Source organism: bacterium (assembly GCA_028821235.1).
Taxonomy (GTDB): Bacteria; Actinomycetota; Acidimicrobiia; order Spongiisociales; family Spongiisociaceae; genus Spongiisocius.
On record JAPPGV010000115.1, the window covers coordinates 1 to 26454 of the forward strand.

28 protein-coding genes are annotated in these 26454 nt (G+C 66.0%); 9 read left to right on the forward strand and 19 right to left on the reverse strand.

Features of this window, described 5'->3' with window-relative positions; translation table 11 throughout:
* Positions 1 to 205 (reverse strand): hypothetical protein (locus tag OXK16_12010; protein MDE0376665.1); only part of this gene is annotated, 205 nt, incomplete at its 3' end.
* A gap of 357 nt (positions 206 to 562) precedes the next feature.
* Between OXK16_12010 and OXK16_12015 the strand changes: the two genes are divergently transcribed.
* Together OXK16_12015 and OXK16_12020 are read left to right on the forward strand one after the other, a co-directional pair.
* Positions 563 to 1447 carry an amidohydrolase family protein gene (locus OXK16_12015; protein ID MDE0376666.1) on the forward strand — a complete coding sequence of 295 codons (885 nt, stop codon included), beginning with the start codon at positions 563 to 565 and terminating at the stop codon, positions 1445 to 1447.
* Positions 1448 to 1506: 59 nt separating this feature from the next.
* Positions 1507 to 2202: an SDR family NAD(P)-dependent oxidoreductase gene (locus OXK16_12020; protein MDE0376667.1), complete on the forward strand. Its 696-nt coding sequence runs from the start codon at positions 1507 to 1509 to the stop codon at positions 2200 to 2202.
* A gap of 83 nt (positions 2203 to 2285) precedes the next feature.
* On the opposite strand, the gene OXK16_12025 is transcribed toward OXK16_12020, so the two are convergent.
* From OXK16_12025 to OXK16_12040, 4 genes are all read right to left on the reverse strand, one after another.
* Positions 2286 to 2504 (reverse strand): hypothetical protein, encoded by a 219-nt coding sequence (locus tag OXK16_12025; protein ID MDE0376668.1) that lies wholly within the window; start codon positions 2502 to 2504, stop codon positions 2286 to 2288.
* A 110-nt stretch (positions 2505 to 2614) separates the two neighbouring features.
* On the reverse strand, positions 2615 to 3607 hold the full coding sequence (locus tag OXK16_12030) for a thiamine pyrophosphate-dependent dehydrogenase E1 component subunit alpha (protein ID MDE0376669.1): 993 nt from the start codon (positions 3605 to 3607) through the stop codon (positions 2615 to 2617).
* On the reverse strand, positions 3604 to 4605 hold the full coding sequence (locus tag OXK16_12035; protein ID MDE0376670.1) for an alpha-ketoacid dehydrogenase subunit beta: 1002 nt from the start codon (positions 4603 to 4605) through the stop codon (positions 3604 to 3606). The genes OXK16_12030 and OXK16_12035 overlap by 4 nt, the downstream gene beginning before the upstream one ends.
* 191 nt (positions 4606 to 4796) lie before the next feature.
* Positions 4797 to 5216 (reverse strand): hypothetical protein, encoded by a 420-nt coding sequence (locus OXK16_12040; GenBank protein MDE0376671.1) that lies wholly within the window; start codon positions 5214 to 5216, stop codon positions 4797 to 4799.
* 208 nt (positions 5217 to 5424) lie between these two features.
* Here OXK16_12040 and OXK16_12045 point away from each other — a divergent pair, with 208 nt between their 5' ends.
* From OXK16_12045 to OXK16_12055, 3 genes are all read left to right on the forward strand, one after another.
* The gene (locus OXK16_12045) at positions 5425 to 5682 is read left to right on the forward strand and encodes a type II toxin-antitoxin system prevent-host-death family antitoxin (protein ID MDE0376672.1); all 258 of its coding nucleotides are present in this window, start codon (positions 5425 to 5427) and stop codon (positions 5680 to 5682) included.
* The gene (locus tag OXK16_12050; protein ID MDE0376673.1) at positions 5679 to 6059 is read left to right on the forward strand and encodes a type II toxin-antitoxin system VapC family toxin; all 381 of its coding nucleotides are present in this window, start codon (positions 5679 to 5681) and stop codon (positions 6057 to 6059) included. Before OXK16_12045 ends, OXK16_12050 begins: the two co-directional genes overlap by 4 nt.
* Positions 6060 to 6173: 114 nt before the next feature.
* Complete coding sequence (locus tag OXK16_12055) at positions 6174 to 7133, forward strand: DMT family transporter (protein ID MDE0376674.1); 960 nt, start codon at positions 6174 to 6176, stop codon at positions 7131 to 7133.
* A 9-nt stretch (positions 7134 to 7142) separates the two neighbouring features.
* Here the strand turns inward: OXK16_12055 and OXK16_12060 are convergent, their stop codons facing one another.
* From OXK16_12060 to OXK16_12110, 11 genes are all read right to left on the reverse strand, one after another.
* Entirely contained in the window at positions 7143 to 7658 is a 516-nt protein-coding gene (locus OXK16_12060; protein ID MDE0376675.1) for a shikimate kinase, read from the reverse strand.
* A gap of 121 nt (positions 7659 to 7779) precedes the next feature.
* The gene (locus OXK16_12065; protein MDE0376676.1) at positions 7780 to 10077 is read right to left on the reverse strand and encodes a DPP IV N-terminal domain-containing protein; all 2298 of its coding nucleotides are present in this window, start codon (positions 10075 to 10077) and stop codon (positions 7780 to 7782) included.
* A 110-nt stretch (positions 10078 to 10187) separates the two neighbouring features.
* A complete protein-coding gene (locus OXK16_12070; GenBank protein MDE0376677.1) occupies positions 10188 to 11114 on the reverse strand; it encodes an acetamidase/formamidase family protein in 927 nt (308 codons plus the stop codon).
* 7 nt (positions 11115 to 11121) lie between these two features.
* Positions 11122 to 12249 carry a hypothetical protein gene (locus OXK16_12075; GenBank protein MDE0376678.1) on the reverse strand — a complete coding sequence of 376 codons (1128 nt, stop codon included), beginning with the start codon at positions 12247 to 12249 and terminating at the stop codon, positions 11122 to 11124.
* 58 nt (positions 12250 to 12307) lie between these two features.
* A complete protein-coding gene (locus OXK16_12080) occupies positions 12308 to 13297 on the reverse strand; it encodes a pyridoxal-phosphate dependent enzyme (protein MDE0376679.1) in 990 nt (329 codons plus the stop codon).
* Complete coding sequence (locus tag OXK16_12085) at positions 13294 to 14136, reverse strand: ABC transporter ATP-binding protein (protein ID MDE0376680.1); 843 nt, start codon at positions 14134 to 14136, stop codon at positions 13294 to 13296. Before OXK16_12085 ends, OXK16_12080 begins: the two co-directional genes overlap by 4 nt.
* Positions 14133 to 15221, reverse strand: a complete 1089-nt coding sequence (locus OXK16_12090; protein ID MDE0376681.1) for an iron ABC transporter permease — start codon at positions 15219 to 15221, stop codon at positions 14133 to 14135. The genes OXK16_12085 and OXK16_12090 overlap by 4 nt, the downstream gene beginning before the upstream one ends.
* Positions 15218 to 16273, reverse strand: a complete 1056-nt coding sequence (locus OXK16_12095; protein ID MDE0376682.1) for an iron ABC transporter permease — start codon at positions 16271 to 16273, stop codon at positions 15218 to 15220. The genes OXK16_12090 and OXK16_12095 overlap by 4 nt, the downstream gene beginning before the upstream one ends.
* Positions 16274 to 16527: 254 nt before the next feature.
* Positions 16528 to 17781, reverse strand: a complete 1254-nt coding sequence (locus OXK16_12100) for an ABC transporter substrate-binding protein (GenBank protein MDE0376683.1) — start codon at positions 17779 to 17781, stop codon at positions 16528 to 16530.
* A gap of 248 nt (positions 17782 to 18029) precedes the next feature.
* Positions 18030 to 18884, reverse strand: coding sequence for a sugar phosphate isomerase/epimerase (locus OXK16_12105; GenBank protein MDE0376684.1), 855 nt, complete (start codon positions 18882 to 18884; stop codon positions 18030 to 18032).
* A 21-nt stretch (positions 18885 to 18905) separates the two neighbouring features.
* Positions 18906 to 20003, reverse strand: a complete 1098-nt coding sequence (locus tag OXK16_12110; GenBank protein MDE0376685.1) for a Gfo/Idh/MocA family oxidoreductase — start codon at positions 20001 to 20003, stop codon at positions 18906 to 18908.
* A gap of 150 nt (positions 20004 to 20153) precedes the next feature.
* On the opposite strand from OXK16_12110, the gene OXK16_12115 reads away from it, so the two are divergent.
* On the forward strand, positions 20154 to 20468 hold the full coding sequence (locus OXK16_12115) for an L-rhamnose mutarotase (protein ID MDE0376686.1): 315 nt from the start codon (positions 20154 to 20156) through the stop codon (positions 20466 to 20468).
* Positions 20469 to 20499: 31 nt separating this feature from the next.
* On the opposite strand, the gene OXK16_12120 is transcribed toward OXK16_12115, so the two are convergent.
* From OXK16_12120 to OXK16_12130, 3 genes are read right to left on the reverse strand one after another with little or no spacing between them, the layout of a single operon-like run.
* Positions 20500 to 21555 carry a hypothetical protein gene (locus OXK16_12120; protein ID MDE0376687.1) on the reverse strand — a complete coding sequence of 352 codons (1056 nt, stop codon included), beginning with the start codon at positions 21553 to 21555 and terminating at the stop codon, positions 20500 to 20502.
* The gene (locus OXK16_12125; protein MDE0376688.1) at positions 21555 to 22649 is read right to left on the reverse strand and encodes a Gfo/Idh/MocA family oxidoreductase; all 1095 of its coding nucleotides are present in this window, start codon (positions 22647 to 22649) and stop codon (positions 21555 to 21557) included. Before OXK16_12125 ends, OXK16_12120 begins: the two co-directional genes overlap by 1 nt.
* A 4-nt stretch (positions 22650 to 22653) precedes the next feature.
* Positions 22654 to 23157 (reverse strand): VOC family protein, encoded by a 504-nt coding sequence (locus tag OXK16_12130; GenBank protein ID MDE0376689.1) that lies wholly within the window; start codon positions 23155 to 23157, stop codon positions 22654 to 22656.
* Positions 23158 to 23521: 364 nt separating this feature from the next.
* Here OXK16_12130 and OXK16_12135 point away from each other — a divergent pair, with 364 nt between their 5' ends.
* From OXK16_12135 to OXK16_12145, 3 genes are all read left to right on the forward strand, one after another.
* Entirely contained in the window at positions 23522 to 25564 is a 2043-nt protein-coding gene (locus OXK16_12135; protein ID MDE0376690.1) for a metallophosphoesterase, read from the forward strand.
* A gap of 137 nt (positions 25565 to 25701) precedes the next feature.
* Positions 25702 to 25935 (forward strand): type II toxin-antitoxin system PrlF family antitoxin, encoded by a 234-nt coding sequence (locus tag OXK16_12140; GenBank protein ID MDE0376691.1) that lies wholly within the window; start codon positions 25702 to 25704, stop codon positions 25933 to 25935.
* Complete coding sequence (locus tag OXK16_12145; protein ID MDE0376692.1) at positions 25932 to 26330, forward strand: type II toxin-antitoxin system VapC family toxin; 399 nt, start codon at positions 25932 to 25934, stop codon at positions 26328 to 26330. The genes OXK16_12140 and OXK16_12145 overlap by 4 nt, the downstream gene beginning before the upstream one ends.
* Positions 26331 to 26454 lie beyond the last annotated feature (124 nt).

Here is a 26454-nt window from a genome sequence, read left to right on the forward strand (position 1 = left end):
TCCCGTCATAACCCTGACACACAGCAGGCATATCAGCCATAGCCGTCGGAGCAGCGGCCGCGGTGGTCTCGGTAGCGGCCGCCGTGGTGGCCTCGGTAGCGGCAGGAGCGGCAGTGGTCTCCGCCGGTTCTTCGTCATCGCCACCGCACGCGGCGGCTACCAGCGACAGGGCCGCTATGACCACCAGCAACTTGAGTTTTCGCATCAATCCTCCCTCTGATCGCTGAAAAGCTCCCCGTCTTCGCCGGGGAACCAGCAAGCACGACCGGCATCGCCCCGGACATGAGTACCCGCAGGTTAATCGAAAGAAATCGGTGGTCTGTCTGTGGAGCGGCGGTGTGGTGTGGCGTCGGCAGCGGTGTGCCTCGCAAGGCCCGCTGACGAAGGCGTGCCCGCAGCGGCACGTTGAGGAAGCGGAACGCAGCGAGGGGCGCCGATGACCGCCAGAGCACGCCAAGTCGTTCCGCAGACAGACCACAAGCCGGAGCCGCGCGGGTCCCGATTCCGGGTACCTTGCACGGGCTATTCTTCCGACCCAGACCACTACCCGGGGAGGCCCAAGATGAGTGATGTCAGCTTCGTGGACACGCACGTGCACTTCTGGGAGCGGCCCCATCCCACGCTGACCTGGGTCTGGCTGGAGGACGACTTCATCCATCCGCAGCTGGGCGACACGCTTCTGCTCAAGTCGATGAAGCAGTACGCGATCGACGAGTTCATGGCCGAGGTCGAGGGTTCGGGCGTCTCCAAGGCGGTTCACGTGCAGGCGGCCATCGGCAGCGAGGACCCGGTGGAGGAGACCAAGTGGCTCCAGGGGATGATCGACCGCACCGGCTACCCGCTCGCCATCGTGGGGGACGCCCGCATGCAGAGCCCCGACGTCGAGGGGACCATCGAGCGTCACGTCGAGTACGCCAACTTCCGCGGCCTCCGCGACTTCGCGCAGGGCGACTACCTGGTCGACCCCGACTTCCACCGCGGATACGCCCTGCTGGAGAAGTACAACCTCGTCTACGACCTCGATGTCTTCTGGGAGAGCATGCACAAGGCAGCGGCCATGGCCGCCAAGTTCCCCAACATCATCCTGGTGGTCGACCACGCCGGCTTCCCGCAGGAGCGGACCGCCGAGTACTTCTACAACTGGCAGAAGGGCATCGCCGAGTTCAGGGGCATGGACAACGTCTACATGAAGATCTCCGGCCTGGGCATGGGCGACCACATGGCCGGGCGGAAGTGGACGCTCGACACCATCAAGCCGTGGGTGGAGTGCTGCCTGGAGGTGTTCGGGGTGGAGCGGAGCTTCTTCGGCACCAACTGGCCGGTCGACAAGGACTACTCGACCTACCCCGTGCTCGTCGACGCCTACCGCGAGCTGATCTCCGGTTACAGCGAGTCCGAGCAGACGGCGCTCTTCTCCGGAAACGCCGAGAGGGCCTACCGGATCTAGGGGTCAGTGGTCAGTGGCCGGTGACAACGACTGAGGACTAAGGGGGTGGAGCAGAAGCGATGAGGCGAACGGCGCTGGTTACGGGATCGGCCCGCGGAATGGGCGCGGCGATCTGTCGCGTCCTTCGCCGGGATGGCCTGCGCGTGATCGGCGCCGACATCATCGAGCACGAGCACGATGACTCGGATCGCTACATCGAGATCGACCTCTCCGATCCCGCCGAATGCGAGCGCCTCGTCGCCGAGGCCGGCGAGGTCGACGTGCTGGTCAACAACGCCGCCATCTTCTTCCACAAGCCGATACCCGAGTTCACCGTGGCCGACTTCGACTACACGATCGCGGTGAACCTGCGCGCCAACTTCCTCCTCTGCCGGGGTGTGGTTGAGGGCATGAAGGAGCGCGGCTGGGGGCGGATAATCAACATCTCCAGCGTGGGCGCCCGCACGGGCGGCGTATCGGATTCTGCGGTGTACGGCGCGACCAAGGCGGCGATGATCTCGCTGACCAAGAACTTCGCCCGCAACTACGGGGCCTACGGCGTCACCTCCAACGCGGTGGCGCCCGGGTTCGTCGAGGGCTTCATGACCAGCCATGTCACCGATGCCGACAGGGCCCTTTACATAAGCCAGATACCCGTGGGGCGATCCTGCCAGCCCGAGGAGATCGCCGATCTGGTCTCGTTCCTGGCTGGTGACGGAGCCGCGTTCATCACCGGCGCCACCATCGACATCAACGGCGGCTGGGTGATGACCTAGGAGTCAAGACTCGAGGTCAAGACTCGAGTAGGAGGGCTCAACGTGTGGTCGGCCCCGGGGATCGACGGCCGACGACCACCGGCTCAGGTCTCTATGGTGCAGACGGGGGTACCGACGGTCACCTCGTCGTCGATATCGACCAGCAACTCCACGATCGTTCCGGATACCGGGGATGGAAGCTCGGCCTCCACCTTGTCAGTCTCGACCGTCATCAGGGTGTCGCCCTGGGACACGACGTCCCCCACCGCGACCGTCCATTCAAGAACCAGCACCTCGTCGACGGTCTCGCCGAGTTTCGGCATCTTCACGTTGCTACGGATATCGATCTCCCTGTACCCGGTATCGGACAATCTACCAGTGGCCGGCTCAGCGGCCTCGGCGCGCGGTCCTCGCCTCCCACGCGTCGGTTCCGCTACGGGGCGTAGATGTGCCGGAACATGTCGCCCACCGTCGCCGGGTCACCGGCTGAGGCGGTGGCCTCGGCCTCCACGACACGTAGGGCGGCCCGAGCCTCGATCTCCCCGGCCTCCTCGGTCGTGAGTATCCCTTCTTCTATCAGGCGGCTCCGGTAGGTATTGATCGGATCGCGCTCGTACCAGCGGTCGAACTCACCCTCCGGCCGGTAGGGGGCGGTGTCGGCCCGGGAGTGGCCCGCGTAGCGGTAGGTCTTCATCTCGAGCAGCGTCGGCCCTTCGCCCGCCCGCGCCCTTGCCAGAGCCTCGCCCACGGCCGCGGCCACCACGTCCACATCCTGGCCGTCGACCACGTGGCCCGGGATGCCGTAGGAAGCCGCCCGGTCGGCGATGTCCTCTATCGGGGTGGTCAGGTGGATGGCGCTGTACTCCCCGTACTGGTTGTTCTCGCACACGAACACCGCCGGCAGCTTCCAGATGGCGGCCAGGTTCAGCCCCTCGTGGAAGGCGCCGATGTTGGAGGCCCCATCCCCGAAGATCGCGATCGCCGCATCGTCCGTGCCCTTCACCTGGGCCGTCAGGGCGGCGCCGGCCGCCACCGGGATGCCGGCGCCGACGATGGCGAATGTCGGGAGCAGGCCGACGGACGTGTCGCACAGGTGCATGGATCCGCCCACGCCGCCGACCGAGCCGGCTCTCCGTCCCATGATCTCCCCTAGCACCGTGACCGGGGGCACGCCCAACGCCAGGGCGTGACCGTGGCCTCGATAGGTACAGGTCACCGTGTCGGTGGGCCGGGCGGCCGCCGCGATCCCCACGGCTACTGCCTCCTGACCCTGGCAGGTATGGGTGGTGCCGTGGACGGCGCCCTCGAAGAACATGGCCTGGACCCGATCCTCGAAGGCCCGTATCTCGCACATGGCCTCGTAGCGTCCGACCCGGTCCGACTGGAGCCGGAGCCGCCGATCGAGTGATACGCCGGCGCCGCTCATGCCACCACCTCCCGACTCTCCCACCAGTGGGCGGGGCGGGTTCCGGTCTCCATAAGCGAACCGACCTGGCGGGTTATGTAGTCGGGACCGGGAAGGTAGCGCTGCTCCAACTCCTTCCCGTACGGTACGTGGACATCCGGGCAGGTGATCCGGATGGGCGGAGCCTTGAGGTCTCCGAACAGTTCGCTCGTTACGAAGGCGGTTATCTCGCCGCCCCAACCGCCGGTGAGCGGGTTCTCCTCCACCGTGACCAGGCGCCCGGTCTTGGAGACTGACCGCGCCAGGGTCTCCTTGTCGTAGGGGACCAGGGTCTGGAGGTCGATCACCTCCGCCGACCAGGATGCTCCCTCGGCGGCCTGCAGAGCGGCGGAGACCATAGCTCCGAGAGCCACCACGGTGACGTCGGACCCCTCCCTGGCAATGGCCGCCCGACCGAGCGGAATGATGGCGTCTTCACCTGTCTGTACCGGCTCCCGTTTGGCGTACAGAACCCGAGGCTCCAGGAAGACGACCGGGTTGTCGTCACGGATGGCCGCCCGGAGGAGCCCGTAGGCGTTGTGGGCACCCGATGCAACCGCCAGCTTGAGCCCCGGCGTGCTGTACATCCAGGATTCCAGCGTCTGGGAGTGCTGGCACCCGAAACCGAGGCCGGCCCCTATCGAACCCCGCACGGTGAGCGGCACCGAGACCGTCCCCCGCGACAGGTAGTGGAACTTGGCCGCCTCCGTGACCAGCTGGTCGAGCGCCACCCCGATGAACTCGATGAACATGATCTCCGCCACCGGACGGAGCCCGGTCGACGCGGCGCCCACGGCGGCGCCCATGAAACCCATCTCCGAGATCGGCGTGTCCCGCACCCGCGAGGGCCCGAACTCTTTGAGAAGCCCCGCGGAAGTCTTGAAGGGGCCTTCGGCCACCGCGACATCCTCGCCGAACACGACCACATCGGGGTTGCTGCGCATCTCGTCGGCCAGCGCCATGGCGATCGCTTGGTTCATCCGCATCCTGCGCATACCGCTCCCTCCGACGTGTTGCGACCAGCAGGGTACTCAAAATGTCCAATTGGCCCGATAGCCGGCATTGATACGCCGAGTCGAGGTGGGCCAACCCATCCCCGTCTTTTCAAGAACGCCCTGTACGGTGACCCGCCACCCTCCGACACCGATGGACTCCTGGCGAAGGGGACCGGTCAGACCGAGGTGGCTCGCCACAGCCGGTAGGCCTCGACTGCGAACATGACGGGGAGGACGGTGTCGATCACGTGCCACACGATGGGCTTCGAGTTCCACCCCCATGCATACTCGAACCAGTTGGGGACGAAGGCCAGCGCGACCAGGACCGTTCCGTAGAACATCACGTTGGATCGGAGCCACGGGCGAAGGTCCCCCGAACTGTCGCCTTCGTACCTGCGCTTCTCCCGCCAGGTGGTCACCATCATCAGCACCAAACCGGCGGCCATGAACACGTCGAGCACATGCCATACGTTGAGCGCGGAGCCGATGGTCTCTCCATCGGAGTCGTAGGCGTACAGCGGGAACACCATGAAGTGCACCGCCACCGCGATGGCAACGATGAGTAGGTACGCGCTCATCAACCTGTGTAGAGCCATCATTAACTCCGCGTCATCCGTCGGTTACTGCTTCCGTGCGGGTGATTACTCGGTGATCGTGCGCCTCTCGGTCACCCATGACGCTTCCGGTGCTCTCTTCTTAGCCCGTAGGTCGAGAAAGCCCGAGTCACCTCGGTCATTCTGAATGGTCTTGTGTGTTGCTGCAACTACCACCACACTCTTAGTCTGGTCTGGCTAAGCTATGTCCATGGCTACCACGATAGTGAACACTCATGAAGCCAAGTCGCGACTTTCGGAGTTGATCCGCAGAGTCCAGGAAGGCGGCGAGGTCGTCGTCGCCCGCAACGGACAACCTGTCGCCAAGATCATCGCGTGGCCACCGCCACGCCCCGAACGCCGCCCGGGCACGTGGGCAGGCAAGGTGAAGTACCACGGCGACATCGTCGGACCCGATGAGGATGTCATTGCGATGTTCTCCGAGTCGGCCGAAGGCGGGAAGGCTTGAGACTGCTGGTCGACAGTCACGTAGCGCTCTGGTGGCTGGAGGGAAACCCCTCGTTGGGGCCGGCATGCCGGAACTCCATCGAGCGCGCCGATCAGGTGTTCTTCTCCGCCGTTACCCCCTGGGAACTCGGCATCAAGAAGGCTCTCGGCAAAGTCTCCTTCCCGGACGGATTGGCGGCAAGGCTCGAGGCCGAGGGGTTCGAAGCTCTATCGATCTCGGCGCGGCATACCGAACACGCAGCCGCTCTCCCGCCTCACCACCGTGACCCCTTCGACCGGATGCTGGTTGCCCAGGCACAACTCGAATCCCTGGCTCTGGTGACCGCCGACCGGGTCCTCCATCCCTATGACGTGTCGATGATCGAAGCCCTTGAGTGATCGCGCGCCATCACCTCCCCGCGGGAGGATCCGATTCGTGACTCCATTGGAGCGATGTCCGTCTGACGCCGTGGAACGGCGACCCGGAGCAACTCGGGATCGGATGCCGGGCAGGTGTTGAAACCCTCGACTGCGATCGGGCAACTGCGCGAGCTGGGATCGCGCCGGCCCTTGCTGCTGCTCAGCATTTCGGCGGTGGCCTTCAGCACCGCGCCCGTTTTCATCCAGGCCTCATCGACCAGCGGTCCCGTGTTCGCGTTCTGGCGGTCCTGGATCGGGATCATGGCAATCTTCGCCGGGGTCACGCTGGCCGGGCGCATCCGTTTAGCCTTCCCGCGGGGCCGCGAGTGGAGGATTCCCTTCTGGACCGGCTTCTTCAACGCCGTCTCGATGGTCTGTTTCATGGCCGCGGTCAAGTTCACTTCGGTGGCGGACATCTCGTTGCTGACGATGCTCAACCCGGTCCTGATCGCGTTGTGGGCGATCCCGATGTTCGGGGAACGTCCCGGGCTGCGCTTCCGTCTCTGGACCCTCGTGGCGATCCTCGGGTCCGGGGTGGTCATCCTCGGAGGATCGACGGGTCCGGACGGCGACCCGGTGGGAATCGCCCTGGGCACCATGTCGGTCCTTTGCTGGTCTTTCCAGTACGTGAGCATGAAGCGGGCGCGCGCAACCATGGACACCATCCCGTTGATGGTCGGCATGCTGGTGGTCAGCACCCTGTTCGTGTCCTTGTTCTGCTTCGTCACCGGCGCCGCCGTCTGGGACCTGTCCGGCGCGGACATGCTCCACGTGGTGGGAGTGGTGGTGGTGCCCGGAGGGATGGGCGCCATGCTGCTCTCCTGGAGCCTGCGCTGGGTGCCGGCGAACGTCCCGCCGCTCATGTACCTGCCGGCGCCTTTCCTGGCAGCCGCCATGGCCTGGGTCTTCCTGGGGGAAGGCGTGACCCTGGTCCATGTGGCGGGCGGCGCGATGACGCTGGCGGGGGTGGCGGCGGCGCTGCTCAGCCGCTCGGGCAAGGCGCTGCTGGCGACCGAGTACACCCGCCCCACGGCCTCCCCGCCCCCGGTCTGAAGGCGGCCATCAGCGTGCTTGCCAGAGTCTCCAGACTTCCTCGGCGGCCTCTTTGCGGGTCTTCCCGTCCATGGGGATGCTCATGTGGGCGGCTTCCTCGTACAGGTGCTTGCGGGCTTCCCAGATCTCGGTGTAGCGCGCGGCCAGGTCGTCATGGCCCAGCAGCAGAGGGCGGTTCTTGGTCTTGCCCTTGGCGATCAGGGAAGCGATGGAGGGTTTGAGCCACACCACCAGTCCGGTATCCCGCATCACGGAGCGGTTCGCCTCGTCCAAAATGGCGCCGCCGCCGGTGGCCACCACCAGCCGCTCCGTGCCCCCGGCGATCCGCGCCACCTCCTCCGACTCCATGGTCCGGAAGGCGGGCTCGCCATGCGTGGCGAACATCTCGGGGATGGTCATCCCGGCCCGCTCCACGATCTGATCGTCCGTATCCACCAGAGGGAACCCGCTACGTTCGGATAGCCTCCGGCCCACCTTCGTCTTCCCGGAACTCATCATCCCGATCAGCCACAGCTTGGAAGTCATACGTCCACCCTATCCGAACCGGGCGCGCGCCACGTTCCCCGAGTACCGGCCGCCGCGCTCTAACCTCGCGGCGCCACCGGAGTCTGTCGATTGCGGCCCCGGCCACCCGCAAACGCGAAACTCAACCAGGTTCGCCAACCCGGTATCCCGGGGGCGGCTTTTCTCCGAGTAGGTGCTCCACGAAGTAGTCCCAGCGCCGGCGGGTGAAGTACGGATCCTCGTTCCAGGTACCCCACGTTCCGGCATAGTCATGGTTCCGGTTGGGAAGCACCAGCAGGTCGAAATCCCGGTTCGCTTCGATCAGAGCATCGACCAACTGAAAGGTCGCGGCGGGATTGACGTTGTCGTCCAGGTCCCCTGTCACCAGGAGGAGCTTGCCTCGAAGATTCCCCGCCAGCGTGCGGTTGGCCTGGGCATCCCAGCCGGGTCCAGGCGACGGCCCGACCCAACGCTCACCCCATGTGACGTTGGTGAGCGCCTGATCGTGATTGCCGGAAGACGCCACGCCCACCCGATATAGGTCGGGGTATTCCAGCATCGCCCGGACCGCGGCGTACGCGCCGGCCGAGTGGCCGTAGATGCCGACCCGATCGGGATCGAGATACGGTCTGGTCTCAGCCAGTTGCGCCAGGACCGCCGCGTGATCGGCCAGACCTCCCGCCTCTCCATGCCCACCGTACGGCGCGTCGAGGAAGGCCCTAGACCTCCCCGGTGTCCCCGCCCCATCGATCGTCAAGACCACGAATCCGAGGTCAGCCAGGCAGCGGGTGCTCTCCCCCACCAGGTCGGTGAAGCCGCGGGGGGTTCTCGTGGCCTGTGGGCCCGGATAGATGCTCTCGACAACCGGATACTTCGTAGCCGGATCGAAGTCGTAGGGCAGGACGATCATCCCGTAGAGATCGGTCTCGCCGTCGCTGGCCTTGGCGGTGAACCGTTCGGGGTACCGCCACCCCGATGCCAGCAGGGCCGAGACGTCGGCTTCGACGATCCGCGCCACCAACTCGCCCGACGACTGCCTCAAGACCGTCCTGGGCGGTTGGTCGATCCGCGAGAAACGATCCACGAAATAGCGTCCATCCGGCGAGAAGTCCACCCAGGGGGGCCACTCCCCGTGGGCGGCGTCCTCCGGCGTCAGGAGGCAAGACGCCCCTCCGTCAAGGCCTACCGCATAGAGGTGGTGGTAGTACGGATCCCTGGAGGCTTCCCGCCCCGTGGCCATGAAGTAGGCGGTCCGGGTCTCCTCGTCGACCCTCAACAGGTCGGTGACCAGCCAATCGCCGCTCGTCAGCTGCCTGACGGGATGACCACCACCGTCGAGCAGGTACAGGTGGCCCCAGCCGCTCCTGGCCGAGTACCAGATGATCTCGTGGCGATCCCCGCTGACCCAGACATTGGGACGGCCGTAGTAGAGAGCGTTGAGGTCGATCGGAGTCTCGCTCTCCTCCTTCACGAGCACCGAACATCCCCCGGTCGCCGGATCGGCCGAGACCAGCCGGACCGAGCGCCGGTCTCGATCCCAATCCACGAAGTACACCGCGTCGCTAGCGGTGGACCACCAAGCGTGACCCAGCTCGATGGGGGTGAGGAACGACGACTCCAGCGGAGCCCACGACAGGTCGGCGCGCCGACCGGTCCCGGTCTCGAACACGACCAGGTGTGCAAGCGGCAACTCGGGATCGCCCGGCAGGGCCTGGCGGTAGGAGTGGATGCGGGGTCGCAGCGACCCGCCCGGCGGGGACGGCTGCCACAGATGCATCGTCCCGACCCGCCGCTCGTCGAGTCTATGAGTCAAGATGTAGCGCTCGTCGGGAGACCACATGACCCTCGGGGTGACGGTCCGGTTCTTGAGACGGTCGGTGACCGCCGAGTTGCGACCCTCCGGAGGGGACCCGTAGCCGAAGGCGGCCTCCGCATCATCGGTGAGAGTTGCCGACCCGCCTTCGGCGTGATCGAGCAGCACCAGGTCTCCCCCGGTCACCGTCACATCGTACTTCCCGGAGGGTGACACGTTTCCCCGCCGGGTTCCTCCTGGGACGGACCGTTCCCGCAACGAGGAGCCATCCAGCCGGCACTCCCACCGGCCGTCATCCACGGTGAAACCTATCCGGGAGCCACCGGCCACGAACTCGAAGGTCTCGAACGGGAGCCGCTCGGGCTCGACCTCCCTCTCGACGACCACCGAGAGAGCCTGGGCCACCATCCGGTGGTCGAACGCTTCTCGCTGGCGACCGGTCTGCGCGTCCACGAGCATGAAGCGGTGGCCCGATGCCGATTCGGAGCGGTACCAGAAAGCGGTGGAATCCGGTAGCCATCGCACCTGCGTCTCGAGGTTGAGCACCAGGGACTTGACATTCCGATAGAGCATCGCTTCCGCGCGCCGGTACCGCTCCCGCATGGCCGGTTGCTGCTCAGAGCTCATCCGGCTCGATCCTGCGACCGGCCTGGATGGTCACGCCTCGCATGCCGAACCCGGTCCGGCGCCGCACCAACTACGGCTAGCCCGTCGAACGAGGGGACCCCTTCCGCAGATCAAACGAGTCCCCGGAGGAGTTCCTGTCTGACACCTGCGACGTAGGTGACCGTCGGGTTCACCACCTGGGTGGCGCGCGCCTCGAGGACCTGGCTCAGTAGCAGGACGGCTTCTCGGGGTTCGAGCCCGTAGTCGGCATGGAGCCAGCGGATCAGCTCGGTCACCGCCACCCTGAGGGCGCTCTCCGCCGGCCGGTCGGATGCCACCGTGAAGATACGATCGGAAGTGACGATCCGGGGCCAGATCATCTCGGCCGGCCGTTGCATGAGGTGGACCCTCAGCCGCAGGAGGGCACTCGTCTCGATACCGGTACCCGAGACCTCGCCGTCGCCCTGCACGGCGTGAACATCGCCGATATGCAGCAGGGCGCCGGGGACATTGACGACCAGGCGCACCCTGGCGCCCGGCCCGACCTCCTGCACGTCCATGTTCCCGCCCCAGTTGCCGACCCGCACCGTCGACTGCGCTTCGTGGGCGGGGGCAACGGCCACCATCCCCACCATCGGTCGGGTAGGGATGGTCAATCCCCGACTCCAGATCACGCGGTCGCCACGTATCCGGACGACACGCGCCGCGGCGAGGTCTCCGACCGGAACGGGTGAGCTCGGAAAGAGCCGGTTGCTCCCCGCGAACGTGGTGTACCCGACCGGCGCCAGCTCCATGTCCTCGATCACGACCTCGACCGCCATTCCCGGCTCGGCTCCGTCCACCCAGATGGCTCCCGAGGACGGGTTGGCGCCCTCGACCTCGTAGGAGTGGTGTTCCGACCACTCCTCCCGAAGGTCGTCAGGCACGGCGGAGATGTCCGGACCCCGGTTCATCTGGGTGGACACCTCGAACACCTCGCCCGGCTCCACGCGCAGGGTGGGAGGGTTGTTCGGGCTCGCTTCGTAGTAGAGGGGAGAAGGCCCCTGGCGCCGGATCACGTGCCGATCATCCTCCCAGGATCTCCGCCAACCTGTCGGCGATGACCTTCTCCTGGCCGGCCTGCAAGGTGGAGACGCGAACGTCGAGATAGTCCCGCTCCGGGTCAACCCACTGGTAGTGAGGGCGAAGGATGATGCACGGCTCCCCGTCGTGTAGCTCCCTGACCACGTCCGCCAGGGTCCTGGGTGAGCGGGAGCGGTCGAACGTGACCCGAAGGGAGTCCGGCGGTTTCGGATCGGCGGTAACGGAGCCGTCCTCGTAGGAGAAGCTCAGGAACGGGAACGCCTGGAGGCGAGCCCGCATGTTCTCCATGAGCCGCCGGTAGTGCCGGAAGCGCCGGCCGTGGTCCATCTCCATCCAGTTCTTGAGAGCTGCGTAGGCCGCCAATATCTCGGCGCGACCGACCTTCATGTGCCTTCCGAATGCCTGCGCGTCAGGCCCCTCGAAGGCCAGGTAGCTGTTCCTGCGAGCAGCCGCGATGCGGGCGGCCGTTCCGGTGAGAATGCCCGCCATCGAACCGGCGCCGAAGAACTTCCCGCTGTAGGTGGCGAAGTCGGCGCCGGCGCGAACGTACTTGCTGAAGTTCTCGAGTGGGTAGACCTGCTCGGCCGCGTCGACTATCACCGCCAGACGATGGCGCCCGGCTATCTCGAGAACCCGGTCGAACGGAACCACGTTGGGCGCGCCGGGAGCGTAGAAGAAGATCCCGGCCGTCCGCTCGCCGATGACCTTCTCGATGTCTTCCTCCGTGGTGGAACGCTCGTCGCCGGCCGGCACGATCCTGCCGCCGGCGCCCTCGAGACACCGATCGTAGAAAGTGCGCCTTCCGGCCTGGACCACGAACTCGTTGCGGAGCCCGGTTGTATCGGGGATCCGCGCCACCAGGTCCTTCCTTCCGTCGGTCATGCAGGCCGCCGTGGCCAGGACTGCCGCGGCCGCGGCTCCAGGGGTCACCATTGCTGCCTCGATCCCGAGCATCCCGGCGATCGCCTCGCCGGCCGCGTCGGAGAGGCTTTCCACTTCCAGGAAGGATTCGTTGGCGACCGACACGGCTTCGAGCACCGTTCCCGGGGGGAGGCTGCCGCCCAGCCCCGTCAGGTCGTTGTGCGCGTTGATAACAGGGCGAACACCCAACTCAGAAAGAAGCCTGTGCCCGGTCCACCCACCACTCATAGGGCGGACTTACCCCCGATCATCCCTCGGCCGGGGTCGTGAGTATCTCCGCCAGGCGGTCGGCGCCGATGCTCCCGCCGCTCACGATGCAGGCGACGGGGCCATCCCTCAGCTCGCCGAGCGCGGCGGCCAGGGACATGGCGCCGGAACCCTCCGCCACCAGCTTGTTCCCCAACGCCAGGCGAGCGATGGCGGCACGAACGTCGTCCTCCGAGACTACGACCACCCTGTCCACCACCGAACTCACCAGCGGGTACATCTCGTCTACCACCACCGGCACGCTCGTGCCGTCGCAGATGGTCTCCCCTGCCTGAACCCATGTGGGCCTGCCAGCCTCCATGGCCGCTCCCAGCGAGGGACAGGCCGAGCTTTGCACTCCCACCACCTCCACAGCCGGCCGGAGTTCCTTGATCACGCTGCCTATCGCCGCCACCAGACCGCCGCCACCGACAGGTATGTAGACGGCCGCAAGTTCGGGCAGCTCGTCGAGTATCTCCATTCCGATCGTTCCCGAACCCGCCAGCATCGAGGGGTCACCCCACGGGTTGAGGTAGCTGTACGGTTCCCGCTCCCACCCCCGGTCGAAGACGTAGTCCATCAGTGCCGAGAACGGCACCGGCACCGGCGTGACACCGTAGGAGCGGACACCGTCGACCTTCACTCTCGGGGCACTGTCCGGCAGGAGGCTCCTGGCCGGGACCCCTAGAAGCCGGGCCACGTACCCGAGGGCTTGAGCGGTATTGCCGGCGCTCTGCGTGCTCAGCCCTCTCTCCCTTTCGGCGGGGGACAGCGACTTCGCCCAGTTGAGCACGCCCCGGAGCTTGAAGGACCCTGCGGGCTGGAGACACTCCGCCTTGAGCCAGACGGGTTCTCCCTGCTCCATCGTCTTGTACTTCAGCAGCGGCGTGCGCAACGCCACTCCTTCGATGCGGCGGGCCGCCTCCTGCACGGCACGCATGGACGGTGGAGGAACTGGAGGACCGCCGGATCCGGTTCTCATCTGGTTCATTCGTCCAACTCCTGTCCATCGCTGCCGGAATGGATCGGAGCGTAGGGTATGCACATCGGTGAGCCGGTCTTCGGGTCGGTGACCACGGCCGCCTCGACCCCGAAGCAATCCCGTAGCAGACGCGGTGTCAGCACCTCGGCGGGAGCCCCGTCCGCGACCACTTCACCGCGGGACATGGCGATCATACGATCCGAGAACCTGGCCGCATGGTTGAGGTCGTGGAGCACCATGACGATGGTCACCCCACGGTCTCGGTTCAGGCTTGACACCAGCTCCAGCAGATCCAGCTGGTGACCGACGTCCAGGAAGGTGGTGGGCTCGTCCAGCAGGAGCATCTCGGTCTGCTGGGCGAGGGCGAGCGCCATCCAGGCCCTCTGGCGCTCGCCCCCGGACAGCGTGTCGATGGGCCGGTGGACGAAGTCTTGGAGGCGGGTCAGCCGGATGGCTTCTTCGATTGCCTCATCGTCCTGGCGGCGGAGCATGCCGAGCGCGCCCACATGGGGGAACCGGCCCTGCTCCACCAACTCCACCACGGTGAGCTCGGCCGGGACCTCGTGCACCTGCGGCAGGATCGCCATCTGGCGAGCCACCTGCCGGGTCGGCAGGTCGTTTATGTCCTGGCCGCTGAGGTAAACGGTGCCCGCCAGAGGTGCGAGCAGGCGCGCCAGGGTCTTGAGGGTGGTGCTCTTCCCCGACCCGTTCGGACCCACCAGTGACGTCCTCGTCCCCCTCCCCACAGTCAGGCTGAGGCGCTGTGACACCACATGCCTTCCATATCCGGTGGAGATTCCCTCGGTCAGGATGGCGGGGTCGGTGACCATCGGCTCCCTCCCGGTCATCGCGTGCGCTCCCGCATGAGATAGAGGAAGAACGGTGCTCCCACCAGGGCCGTGAAGGCGCCGACCGGGATACGGCTACCGCTTTCGGTACGGATGTCGACTAACGGGATCCAGTCGAGCGAGAAGACGCGAGCGAGAAGGTCGGCGGCCACGAGAATGATTGCGCCCACCAGAGCGGAGCAGACCAGCAGCCTCCGCAGGTCCGAGCCCACCAGGGTGCGAGCGAGGTGAGGACCGATGAGGCCCAGGAAGGCGACACCACCCACCACGGATACCGATCCGGCCGCCAGCACGACCGCCGTCATGAGGATGAACGCACGGGCCAACTCGGAACGCAGTCCGAGGCTCACCGACGTGCTGTCTCCCAGCTGGAGCGCATTGGCCAGCGGTATGACCAGTACCACCAGAGGAAGGGCCAGGACCGCGACGGGCACCAGGAAGACCAGGTGGTCCCACGTCCGCGTGCTCAGCGATCCCACCAGCCACCTGACGATCGAGTCGATGTGGCTACCCGAGATCAGGACCATGAACGACGTGACCGCCGAGAGCGCGGCGGCAACTACCACCCCGGTCAGGATGAGCCGGATGGGATCGGTGCCGGCGCGGCAGTAGCTGAGCACGTAGACGATGGCTCCTGCTGCCAGACCACCCGCAATCGCCGCCAGAGGCACCAGGGCGTTCAGATCGTTCAGCGCCCCCTCCGACCCGAAGGTGATCACCAGGGCCAGGACCGCACCCAGGACGGCGCCCTGCGTCACCCCGACGGTCGCGGGAGCGGCCAGGGGATTCCGGAGAACCGACTGGAGCAGCGCCCCGGACGAGGACAGCATGGCCCCGGCCAGCGCGGCGATCAGGACACGGGGGACCCGCACTTCCCACACCGAGATACGGTGGTGAAGCTCCTCCGCTTGATCGATCAGGGCTTTGAGGACGAGATCGGGACCGAATATGACCGGGCCCAGCATCACGTAGGCGAACATTACGGCCAGCAGCAACGCGCCGAGCGCCACTAGTACCTGCCGGGACCGGACCTCCGGAGTGACGCCGGTTTTCCGGCGCCGGTCGACGGTGGCGGTGACGGTCAAGGAATGGCCCTTCGCCGCACCAGCCCTCTTTGCATGAGCACCAGTAATGCTGGGGCGCCGAACGCGACCGTCCACAGACCGACCGCGATCTCGTGCGGATGGAGGGCGAGCCGGGCAGCCATGTCGGCGCTCACAACGAGGATCGCCCCCACCGCGGCGGAAACCGGGAGGACGATCCGGGCGTCCGAGGTCCGCAGCAACCTGCGGACGATGTGGGGGGATACGAGTGCCACGAATCCGATCGGCCCCGCAATGGCGATCACCGGCGCCACCAGCAGGACCGCCGCGGCGAAGAGAAGCGCCCTGGTACGCCGGACGCCGACACCGAGGCCCTCAGCCATCTCGTCACCCAGGGCCAGGATGTTCAGAGGCCTTCCGGCGAGGAGGAATACAACCGGCAGAGCAATGGTCCAGGGGGCCACCAAGCGCACCTCCTCCCATTGAATGTCGGAGAGACTCCCGACTAGGAAACGGTAGATGATCGAGACACCTCCGAAGTTGGGAGCAAGCGTTATAACCGCTATCACCAGCGCGTTCAGCAGGGCCGTGAACGCTGCTCCGACGAGCAGCATGCGCATGGGGTTGCTCTTGAGGCTCACCAACGACAGGATCAACGTGCCCGTAGCCAGCCCGGCCGCGAGAGCGGCCAGCGGCAGGGCGATACCCGGAAACGGGAGCCGGAAGGCGACGATGGTGGCGACTGCCAGCGAGGCTCCTGCGGACACGCCGATCAGCTCAGGACCGGCGAGGGGGTTCCGGAGCGTGTCCTGCATCACCGCGCCCGAAACGCCGAGCATGCCACCGGCCACCAGTCCGCCGATCACTCTCGGAAGCCGGAGGTTCTGGACGATGAACCGCTGGTTTCCCTCGGACGTGCCCGATCCGGACAGTGCGTCCAGTACCTGCCCGACCGACAGGTCGGGGGTTCCCTGCATGAGTGACGCCACGGCCACCGCTGCGCACAGGGAGGCGATGAGGAGCACCACGATGGCAGCCCGGGCCGACCTGCCGCGGAACAGGGAACGCCTCCTCAGTGAGCCCCGATCATTCATGGATGGGGGTTTGTGGGGGTGACGGGAATAGGTGCTCCTCACTCCTGACCTGGGGTTATAGGAATTTTGGCAGCCCTATCTCCCGGCCGGTGTGAAATCAACCGCCGGGTGAAGGGTGGCTACTTCGCAAGTGATGTGCTTGACGTGGCCTGATCCGCGTCGAAGGACTGAGAACAGGAATAGTCGGAGCTAGGGGAGGGTCGAGAGACCGACGACCCTCCCCTAACCGGCTTGCCCCCCGTGGGTGATCCCACCTAGGCAGCAGGCATCCAAACCGATAGATCTCCCGGATGGTCGTAGATGGCCGGCCAGCCGGCATTCAGGTAGCACTGGTACGCCCACTGGAGCATCAGCAGCCCGTGACCGAAGGCACCCGCCGAGTCCTCCTCACACACCCGGCCTTCGCGGTGGGCGGTGGTGTTGAGCCACACTTCCTGGGTGACGGTGTCGTAGCGGGCGCTTCCGGGCCAGGTGATCATGACCCAAACCTCGGGATCCGTCTCCACGATGAACTCCCAGGAGAACTCGCTGTCCGGGGATCCGTACTCGGACTCGCCCTGGTCCGGGAAGGCACACGTCCCGGCCCCCTCGGAATGGAGGAACTCGCAGAACGAGGACGAGTCCCAGATCATCCAGTTGGTGTCTCCGAATCCGACGGCCACCCGGGTGTCCACGGCTCCGGCGGGAAGATCGGCCGCCAGGGCTGCGACGTTGGCCTCGAACCTGGCGATGGCCGCGGTCGCCTCTTCTTCCCTGCCCGTGAGGATGCCCACATCGATCCATCCCTCCTTGAGAGTCTCGACGCCGCCGATATCGACCAGATACACCGGGGCGACGACTTCGAGAGCGTCCCGGACCTCTTCCTCACCGACCCGTCCGATGATCAGGTCGGGTTCGAACTGGGCGACTTCCTCCACGGACATACGATCACCGAGCACCGGAATGTCAGCAGCTCCGTCGCCGTAGTAGGCGGCGGCACTACCCCAACCATCGCCTCGATGCTGGGCGACAGGCACTATTCCCAGGTCGGAGGTGAGGTCGGTGCAGTTGTCCTGCACGCACAGGACCCGCTCGGCAGGAGTGTCGAGTGTGATCTCGCGCCCGCTTCCGTCCGTGACCGTCAGGGTCATGGGCTCGTCCTCGTGCTCGTGGTCGTCTTCCTCGTGCTCGTGGTCGTCCTCTTCGTGCTCGTGGTCGTCCTCTTCGTGCTCGTGGTCGTCCTCTTCGTGCTCGTCTTCGTGCTCGTGGTCGTCCTCTTCGTGCTCGTCCTCGTGCTCGTGGTCGTCCTCTTCGTGCTCGTCCTCGTGCTCCTCGGTTGCAGGGGGCGCGGAGGTGGTGGTTGTGGCCGCGGTGGTGGTTGTGGCCGCCGTGGTGTCGCCCGCGTCCTCGCCACCGCATGCGGTCGCTACCAGGAATAGTGCCGCAACCACGACGCAGACCCGGATGCTCCGTGGGGACAGGAACTCGAAGATCCTCAGATTGACCATGGTGAAGTAGTGCCCTTTCAATAGTCGCTCCCATAATGATAATGATTCTCATTCTTATGTCAATGGCGGGGCAGCCGCCGACGAGCCCGGGTGGAAGCGCGGATTGTGCGGGCACTCATCCCGTACCGAGGAGATCCCGGTCTCGAAGCACGAGGAACAACCGCCGTCGGCCCGCACACGGGCTCGTCGGTGGGTTGCTGCGTCCTTGGTTGCGGCCTGCCACGCCGATCCGGCTGCCGGCTCCGGCCACCACCGAGCAGCGGCGGATGTCAGTTGAGTCGGATGGCCTCGCGCAGCCAGGCGATGCTCTCGGCGACCATGCGGTCCTCGTCGCTTCCGGGCGGAAGCGTGGCCAGTTCGACACACATCAGGCCGTCGAACTGCTCCGACCGGAGTTCGGCCAGCACGCCTTGAAGGTCTAGATCGCCCGCACCGAGCGACGTGCACGGCCACCATCCTCCCGGGTCGCCGAACCCGGCCTCAGAGAGATCCAGGTCCTTCATGTGAACCATGTCGGTCAGGGGCGCCAGCAAGCGGGTGGCCTCCGGCAGATCGCTGCCTACCCGGACCACGTTGGCCGTGTCGAGCACCACGCCGAGGTTGGGTGCTTCGACCCGGCGCACGAGATCGGACAGGGCATCGACCGGAAGGGCGGTGTGGGTCTCGATCGATAACCGGACTCCGACCTCCGCGGCGTGCCGACACGCTGCCTCCACCCTGGGTAAGAGTCTTTCCACCGAGACATGGGGCGGCTCCTTTCCCCAGTGGGTGAAGGTGCCGACCACCAGCCGCACCAGACGCACCCCCATGGCTACGGCTTGGTCGATGACCCGGAGGAGGTCATCGAGCCTCTCGGCGGACCTACCCATCTCCAGGCCTCCGGGATGGCCCCAGGCCAGGACGGCTTCGAGGCCGGCCTCGTCCAGGGTCAGGGCCAGACGATCCCGGAAAACCGGATCATCGAGATCCAGGTAGCAAGTCTCCAGGCTGACCCCTGCCACGCGGAGTTCGGCAGCCCGGTCGAGGAAGTCCCAGGTCGTCCAGCGGGTTCCGGGATCCTCCTCACCCTCCCTTATCTCGCCGAAGAAGCGATGGTACGAGTAGGTGTCGATCCCGACCCTCATGGCAGGGTCTGTGGAAGGCCGCTACTCGACGCCGGAGACCCTGGCCAATCCTCCCGTCCTAAGGCTCTCGTAGGCGGCCGCTACCACCTCGACCGACCTGGCGCCTACCTCGGCCGGTGACCGGTTGGGCACGTCCTTGCCTTGGGTGAGGTCGATCAGCGTGCTGGGCGGACCGTCGCACTGGTACAGCCCGGCGTGATCGGGCAGCTCGGGCTTGGCATCGACCCCGTCCTCGCGGAAGTGCCAGAGGAAGTCCCGCTCCAGATCCACGATCAGCTGTCCTTCGGAGCCGTAGAAGCGCACCTGCAGCTGGTGGCGGGGCCACGGCTCGTCGGCGATGTCGCCGATACCTGCCTGGCTGGGACAGCTGGCGCCGCTCAGGACCCCGGTGGCGCCGGACTGGTAGCGGATGCTGATGGCGTCGTGCAGGTCGACCCGGGCGCCGACGTTGTTCATCAGGGCGAACACATCCTTGGCCCGCTCCCCGCTCAGCCAGAGGGCCAGTCCCATGGCGTGGCTCAGCTGCGCGGGGGCATAGCCTCCTCCGGACATGGCCGGGTCGGTCCAGGTGTCCCAATCGGGCATGAAGTCGGAGGCCGAGCCCTCGTAGGCGCCGGTGGCCTTCAGCAGTTCCCTGGTTCCGGAGGCCATCGCCACCAGGATGTGCTCGATATCCCCTACCCCGCCGTCCTCGGTCATCATGCGCTTAGCCTCGATGACGGTCGGCCGGTAGTGCCAGCCGAACGAGATGATCAGATGCCGGCCCAGCGCCTTGGCCGTGGCATCGAGATCCCAGGCTTCGGCGGGATCGATGGTGACCGGCTTCTCGCACAGGACGTTGGCGCCGGCCTCCATAGCCGCCTTGGCGTGCTCGTGGTGGAAAACCGACGGACTCCCCACCACCACCGCGTCCAGATCATGTTCGAGAGCCTCCCGGTAGTCCTCGGTGATGTGCTCGAACCCGAAGCTGTCCTTCAGCATCTCGAGCGCATCCCAGCCCTTGCGGACGGCCACCACCAGCTCCACGTCGTCCCGCGCCTTGAGCACGGGGATGTGGTTGCTCGCCGCCCAAGAGCCGGCGCCGATCACACCTACCCGCACCCGATCGTTCGCGCCCATGAACCCTCCCATCCGCTGTCGACACCGAGCCGTCCGAACAATAATCGCGGCTCCCGGCCGGTCACATTCCCGCAGCACCGGGCCACATAGCCCTTACGAAATACACTGCTAGATTCGAGCCGGCACCCAGACGGTTTGGAGGAGGCTTCCATGGAACGAGCGTGCTTCACGTTCGAGATCTATCCGGACAAGGCCGACGAGTACAAGAAGCGCCACGATGAGATCTGGCCCGAACTTGTCGAGGAGATCCAGAAGGCCGGGCTCAAGAACTACAGCCTGTTCCGCCGCGGCACCCAGGTCATCGCCTACGTGGAGGCCCACCCCGACGTGGCCACCGCCTTCGGCAAGATCGGACCCACCGAGGTGAACGCCCGCTGGTCGAAGTGGTTCGAGGACGTGATCCTCAGCCTCGTGGACGAGGACGGCAACCTCTACTGGGCCGACGAGGTCTGGCACCTCGACTGAACAACTGCGCCACCCCTCGGCCGTGCGAGCATCATCGAGCGTCCGGGGGTCGGCCTCCCGCCAGCCACGGCGGGTTGGGAAGTAGGCGTCCCGGCGGGTAGAAACCGGGCCGGGCCGCCAGGACGCCGGGAACCGCATTGACGACCAGGGCCGCGGTGGTGGACACGGCCGGCATACCCGGTTCCATCGTGAGTTCCAGTTCGTTGTCCCCGCAGATCCGGATGCGGTCGCGGGTCTCCCAATCGACCTCGCCCGGAGCCACGTGCAGGGAGAGTTCGAACCGGAGCCACTCACGTCCCCCAACCAGCGCAGTGGCCAGCTGGACGACGCCCGCGGTCTTGGGCGGTTCGATCGTGTAACCAGCCAGGACATGGGCGCGATCTGCGAGTACCGGTTCGATCTCCTCTTCGAACCGCTCGATCTCCAACCCCATCCCGTCGGCGATGACACGGGCGCTCTCGGCGAAGCCGATGTGTCCCCGGACCCTGCGGGACCGGACGGCGTCCCTGAAACCGGCCTCCGTGTAGCCGATGCCCAGCGAGCGGTGCACGTCGCGGCCGAACACCGAGGCGTCAAGGGTGCGCTGGACCACGATCTTCGAGACATCCCAGGCGGCCGCGGCCAGGACGAGGGGGAGGGCGTCGAAGGCGAAGCCGGGATTGATGCCGGCGGCGGCGATCACCACTCCGGCTTCCTCGGCGGCCCGTTGCAGCGAGGCGCCGGCTCCGGGCTGTTCGACATCCGGCCAGGCGAGTTCCTCGCTGGTGCTCACGACGTGAACACCCTTCCGGGCACACAGCCGGATCAGGGGCAGGACGGAGTCGAGTTCGGACCTGGTCGCCACGAGCGCGACGTCGGGGCGCGCCTCTTCGAGCATGGCTTCCGGGTCCGTCCGGATCCGCACCCCGGCCCAGGCACCGGCGGTCGGCCGGCCGGCAGCCGATGAAGGGCTACGGACAGCAGCGACAACGTCCACCCAGGAGCGTTGGAGGCACAGGTTCAACGCCGCAGTCGCGACGCTGCCCACACCGAAGAAAACGATCCTCACCCGCTCTGATGTGTCGAGGCTCGCCTCCGATGACTCCATCAGACCTCCTGAGACGCCTGAGCGACCGCTCCGGTGCTCGCGCTCTCGTAGGCGGCGTTCAGCAACTCTACGGTCCTGGCTCCCACGTCAGCGGGAGATCTGTTCTCCGCCGCCTTTCCGAGGGCCAGATCGATCAGCACATTGGGTGGGTCCTCGCACCCGTAGAGACCGGCGTGGGGTGGCAGGTCGACCTTGACATCCCTGCCGTCGTCGCGGAAGAGCCACAGGAAGTCCCGTTCCAGATCGGCCACGAGATGGCCCTCCGTGCCGTACACCCGGACCTGCAGCTGGTGCCTGGGCCATGGGGCGTCCTCGTGGTCGACCGCGCTCCCGCCGGGTGGCGACGACGCTCCGGATATCGAACCCGTGGCTCCCGAGCGGAACCGGACGCTGATCGCGTCATGAAGATCGACGGCGGCGCCCTCGTTGTTCATGAAGGCGAAGACCTGGGAAGCACGCTGGCCCGTGACCCACAACGCCAGCCCGAGGGCGTGGCTCAGGGCCGCCGGGGCGTACCCGCCGCCGGACAGCCTGGGGTCGGTCCAGGTCTCCTGGGCAGGTCGGAAGAATGCATCCTGGCCCCGGTAGCTCCCCGTGCCGTGGAGGAGCCCGCGCAGGCCGGAGGCCATGGCCACCAGGACGTGCTGGACTTCTCCGACACCGGGATCCTCCATCAGGCGCTTGGCCTCTACGGCGGTGGGACGGTAGTTCCAGCCGAGCGCGAGGACCAGGTGGCGGCCGAGTTCCGAGGCGATGCCATGGAGTTCCCAGGCGTGGTCCGGTTCGGTGGTGAAGGGCTTCTCGCACAGCACGTGCGCGCCCGCCTCCAGCGCCGCTCTCACATGCTCGTAGTGGAGCCCCGCCGGGCTGGCCACGACCACGGCGTCCAAGTCGAGCGCCAACGCGTCCCGGTAGTCGTGGCTGACATGTCCGAACCCGAACTTGTCAGCCAGCATGGCCAGCGCCTCACGGTTGGTACGGACGGCGCTCACCAGTTCGACATCGTCCCGTCCGGCCAGGATCGGGATGTGGTTGGCGATCGCCCAGGAGCCGGCGCCGATCACACCCACCCGGACCCGGCGACCCGATCCCATATGCCTATCCGTAAGGGTTGACGAACGGACTCTCGACCTCGAACGGCCTTCCCCCGTCGGCGAACTGGATCAGCTCGATCGAGATGTCGTCCGGGTCGCGCAGGTAGCAGGTGAGGGCACCCTCGTACCTGCCCCAGGCGCAGCGGACCGGCTCGGCGGACACGAACACCGCATGGTCCCGCATCCGTTCGTAGTCCCGGTAGATGTCCTCGGTCTCCAGGCAGAGATGGGTGTTCCCGGCGTTGTAGGTAGCCATGTCAACGCGGCCGGGCGGCGGGTTGTGGTACTGGAGCATCTCGAGCACCGAACCGCCCGGCAGCGCCCAGAATGCGCCCGACATGTCACAGTTGGGATACCCGACGATCTTGCCCACGTAGTCCTCCACGTCGGCGGCTATCCAGGTGCCCTGCATGAAGGGCTCCTCCTCGAGGAACCTGGTCCACCAGGGAACCGATACCTCCAGGTCGGTCACCGCCACCCCGACGTGGTCGATCGAAAGAAAGCTCACCGGTCTACCTCCTGGTCCTGCCCGCACCACCGTGGGGCGATGGCGTCCATTGACAAGTTAGCCCCAATTATTCATGGTGGGGGTTTATACAGGTGACAGGAATGGGTGCTCCGTGCTCCTGACCTGGAGTCATAGCCGTTTGGCGGCCCTGCCTTCCGGCCGGGTGTGAAATCAACCGCCAGGTGAAGGGTGCCGCTTCGCAAAGATGTGGTTGGAGTGGCCTGATCCGAGTCGGCGTGCTGGGGACAGGAATAATCAGGGCTAGTGACGCTCGCCCGACCCTGCACGGCCCGGCGTACTATCTGAGCGGAACCGGTCACGAAACCGCTCCGCATGCAAACACCGGAATCCAGGAGGTCCAGGGATGCCCAGCTTCGACCGCTCAGACGTACCGCAGGCCGCCCTGGAGTTCGTGGTCATCGCCGACACCCATCACCTGGTCGATCCGGGCATGTATTCGACCAAGGGCGACTCGGTCACTCCGGAGATCGTGCGCGAGTGGTCGGACCGGGGTGACTGGGCGCTGGCCCTGGCCAGGGCCACCGGGTCCGAGTTGGTCTTCCATGTGGGGGACCTGGCCCAGGAGTACCCGGGATCCCGGTTCTTCGACACCGGGAGACGAGCCGCCGTGACCCAGTTCGAGGAGTCGGGCATGGAGGTCAACTTCGCCGCCGGCAACATGGACATCGGGGACAAACCGGATCCGACCGTGCCCGCCGGATGGGTCGAACCGGGATTCCTGAAACGCTGGGACGAGGACTTCGGCAAGTCGTTCTACAGCCGGACCGAAGGCGATACGCACTTCGTCGTCCTCAACTCCCAGATCATGAACACCACCCTCCCCGAGGCGATAGAGCAGCGCGAGTGGGTGGAGGCCGACCTCGCCGCCCACGCCTCGCACCGGATCTTCTTGTTCATGCACCTTCCGCCATACCTCGTCGACGAGGACGAGCCCGGCCTGGGCAGCTACGACGTGCTCGGCAACCCGGACCGGACCTGGCTGCTGGACCTGTGCAGGCGCTACGACGTCGAGGCACTGTTCAGCGGTCACACCCATTTCCAGGTCTTCAACCGAGCCGGCGGCACCCGCTTGTACACGCTTCCATCGACGACCACCACCAGGCCGGGCTTCTACGAGGCCTTCAACGTGTGTCCGCCCGACCGGGGATGGCTCGACACCACCAAGCTCGGTTTCTTCCTGGTCCGGGTCACCGATGACGCGACCTCGGTACATCTCATCCGCACCAGCGGGGAGACCCATGCCAACCACCCGGCCGGGTCCCGGATCCTGACCGGCACGACCGTCGATGTGCCCCACTCCCCCGCAGCCACCTACCTACGACTGCCCATCACCAACCAGAGCGACGGGGCGATCTCCTATCCCAACCACGTGAGGCACAGGATCCGCGACGACTACCCCCTGCTCTCGTGCGTCGAGGCGGGTATCCGCCATGTGCGGTTCCCGATCCACGACCTCGATGTGGCTCTGCAGGCCGGGCAACTCGCCGTGTTGCGGAGCGAAGGGGTGCAGCTGACGGCCACCGTCCTGTGTCCGAGGCCAGGTGACATAGCTGCTGCCGCTCGCAAGGCATCCGAAGCCGACTTCATCGAGGTACAACTGACCAACCGGTTCCTGCCGGAGACCGAGGATCTGGAGGCCCTCGCGGAACTGCGGGAAGCGGGAGCTGGGGTTGCAATGGCCCCGCTGGCGCTGGAGGACACCGGCAAGGTGCATCTGCGCAGCCGGACCGGCTTCCGACCGCGGGAGCTACCACACCTCGACGAGATGCTGACCGAACTTGGCGTCCAACTGGACCGGGCGGTCTGCATGGTCGAAGACTCGGAGTCGGTGTGGAGCGACATCCTGAGCTTCGACACCCGCCTTCGCTCCGTCGGAGGCCTCGACTTCCTGGTCCCGCTGGAAACCGACGATGAACGTAACGCACTGGCGGTCGCCGAAGCCCTGTTCGCAGCCGCAACGTTGCCCGGCTGCCGCATCTATGTCGATCCCCTACAGGATCTCGACCGCGTCACCAAAGTAGTGCACGGGCTCCTCGACCGGTTGTCGAACCCGCGGCCTGCCTTCCACGTAACCCGCGTGCTGAACACGGTGCTGTTCGGGGAAGGACGCAGACCGGGCACCTACACGCCTGTGGGTTCCGGCGGGCTACCGGGTGCCGCAGACGTACGGGTAATCAAGGATCGGAGAGCCGAGTTCTGGCTGGTGCCCGATCAGGAGAGGCGGAGGGCTGCCGAGGCCCTGCGGCAGGAGATCGACGAACACCAAACTCTTAGGCTCATCGACCCGATAGCCGGCATGTCCTGGCAGATGCCACGCGGACCCGTGGCTGACCTGGTGGCCTCCCCCGGAAGCGGCCCGATGCCGGTGGTTCAGATCCCGAAGTAATGTGCCCACCTGGTCGGATTGGAAACCGGCCTCGAACTATGCATAGTTCCATCGGGGCCTTGATATCCCACATCTGCCTTACTATAGTTTCTCTAGTAAGGATTGATTGTCTTAATTAAGGAATGGATGGAGACAGAATGATCGAGTCCACTATTACGGCGAGGGGGCAGACGACCTTGCCCAAGGCTGTTAGACAAGCACTCTCGATCCAGTCGGGAGACCGTGTGCGGTACATCATCCAGAATGATCAAGTCCGCCTACTCGGAGTGCGTCCCATAAACCGCTTGTACGGGGTGTTACAGCATCATGGCCCGGCCGCGACACTCGAGGACATGGATGACGCCATCGCAGAAGGAGCATCCAGGGCGTGACCGCTATCGACACGAACGTACTCGTGCGTTACCTCGTACGAGACGACGCCGAGCAGGCTGAGGCAGCCCGGGCACTGCTGGAAGGGTTGACGCGCGAACGCCCCGGTTTCGTGTGTCGCGAGGCTGTAGTGGAGGTGGTGTGGGTGCTTGAGCGAGTCTATCGGTTCGGACGAGTCGAGATCGCGGATGTACTCCTGGAACTACTTGCGACGGACTGCCTGGTGTTCGAGTCCGCCGACGGTGTCATCCGCTCGGTGCTGCGCTATCGACAGGGAGGACCGGGTTTCTCGGATCTGATGATTCTCGCTGCGGCCAACCGGGCGGAAGCGCTACCACTGCACACTTTCGACGGCCGCCTCGCCAGGGTGGAGGGGGCCTCCCTGGTTCGCACCTGACCGTCATTGACCGGAGGCCAGATCGGATGGGTTGGACAGAGACCACCCCAAACCGGCAGGCTTTCAATAGGGAATTATATACTTATGTCACGGATATGTGGTATACTCAGGGGGAACGCAGACA

What these genes read in the sequence shown, in the direction of transcription:
- OXK16_12045 (MDE0376672.1), top strand. Translation starts at nt 5,425, where the DNA reads ATGGCTACCACGATAGTGAACACTCATGAAGCCAAGTCGCGACTTTCG.
- OXK16_12135 (MDE0376690.1), top strand. Translation starts at nt 23,522, where the DNA reads ATGCCCAGCTTCGACCGCTCAGACGTACCGCAGGCCGCCCTGGAGTTC.
- OXK16_12110 (MDE0376685.1), bottom strand. Translation starts at nt 20,003, where the DNA reads ATGGGCGCGAACGATCGGGTGCGGGTAGGTGTGATCGGCGCCGGCTCT.
- OXK16_12115 (MDE0376686.1), top strand. Translation starts at nt 20,154, where the DNA reads ATGGAACGAGCGTGCTTCACGTTCGAGATCTATCCGGACAAGGCCGAC.
- OXK16_12015 (MDE0376666.1), top strand. Translation starts at nt 563, where the DNA reads ATGAGTGATGTCAGCTTCGTGGACACGCACGTGCACTTCTGGGAGCGG.
- OXK16_12035 (MDE0376670.1), bottom strand. Translation starts at nt 4,605, where the DNA reads ATGAACCAAGCGATCGCCATGGCGCTGGCCGACGAGATGCGCAGCAAC.
- OXK16_12140 (MDE0376691.1), top strand. Translation starts at nt 25,702, where the DNA reads ATGATCGAGTCCACTATTACGGCGAGGGGGCAGACGACCTTGCCCAAG.
- OXK16_12020 (MDE0376667.1), top strand. Translation starts at nt 1,507, where the DNA reads ATGAGGCGAACGGCGCTGGTTACGGGATCGGCCCGCGGAATGGGCGCG.
- OXK16_12040 (MDE0376671.1), bottom strand. Translation starts at nt 5,216, where the DNA reads ATGGCTCTACACAGGTTGATGAGCGCGTACCTACTCATCGTTGCCATC.
- OXK16_12120 (MDE0376687.1), bottom strand. Translation starts at nt 21,555, where the DNA reads ATGGAGTCATCGGAGGCGAGCCTCGACACATCAGAGCGGGTGAGGATC.
- OXK16_12025 (MDE0376668.1), bottom strand. Translation starts at nt 2,504, where the DNA reads ATGCCGAAACTCGGCGAGACCGTCGACGAGGTGCTGGTTCTTGAATGG.
- OXK16_12065 (MDE0376676.1), bottom strand. Translation starts at nt 10,077, where the DNA reads ATGAGCTCTGAGCAGCAACCGGCCATGCGGGAGCGGTACCGGCGCGCG.
- OXK16_12095 (MDE0376682.1), bottom strand. Translation starts at nt 16,273, where the DNA reads ATGAATGATCGGGGCTCACTGAGGAGGCGTTCCCTGTTCCGCGGCAGG.
- OXK16_12105 (MDE0376684.1), bottom strand. Translation starts at nt 18,884, where the DNA reads ATGAGGGTCGGGATCGACACCTACTCGTACCATCGCTTCTTCGGCGAG.
- OXK16_12085 (MDE0376680.1), bottom strand. Translation starts at nt 14,136, where the DNA reads ATGACCGGGAGGGAGCCGATGGTCACCGACCCCGCCATCCTGACCGAG.
- OXK16_12125 (MDE0376688.1), bottom strand. Translation starts at nt 22,649, where the DNA reads ATGGGATCGGGTCGCCGGGTCCGGGTGGGTGTGATCGGCGCCGGCTCC.
- OXK16_12060 (MDE0376675.1), bottom strand. Translation starts at nt 7,658, where the DNA reads ATGACTTCCAAGCTGTGGCTGATCGGGATGATGAGTTCCGGGAAGACG.
- OXK16_12030 (MDE0376669.1), bottom strand. Translation starts at nt 3,607, where the DNA reads ATGAGCGGCGCCGGCGTATCACTCGATCGGCGGCTCCGGCTCCAGTCG.
- OXK16_12080 (MDE0376679.1), bottom strand. Translation starts at nt 13,297, where the DNA reads ATGAACCAGATGAGAACCGGATCCGGCGGTCCTCCAGTTCCTCCACCG.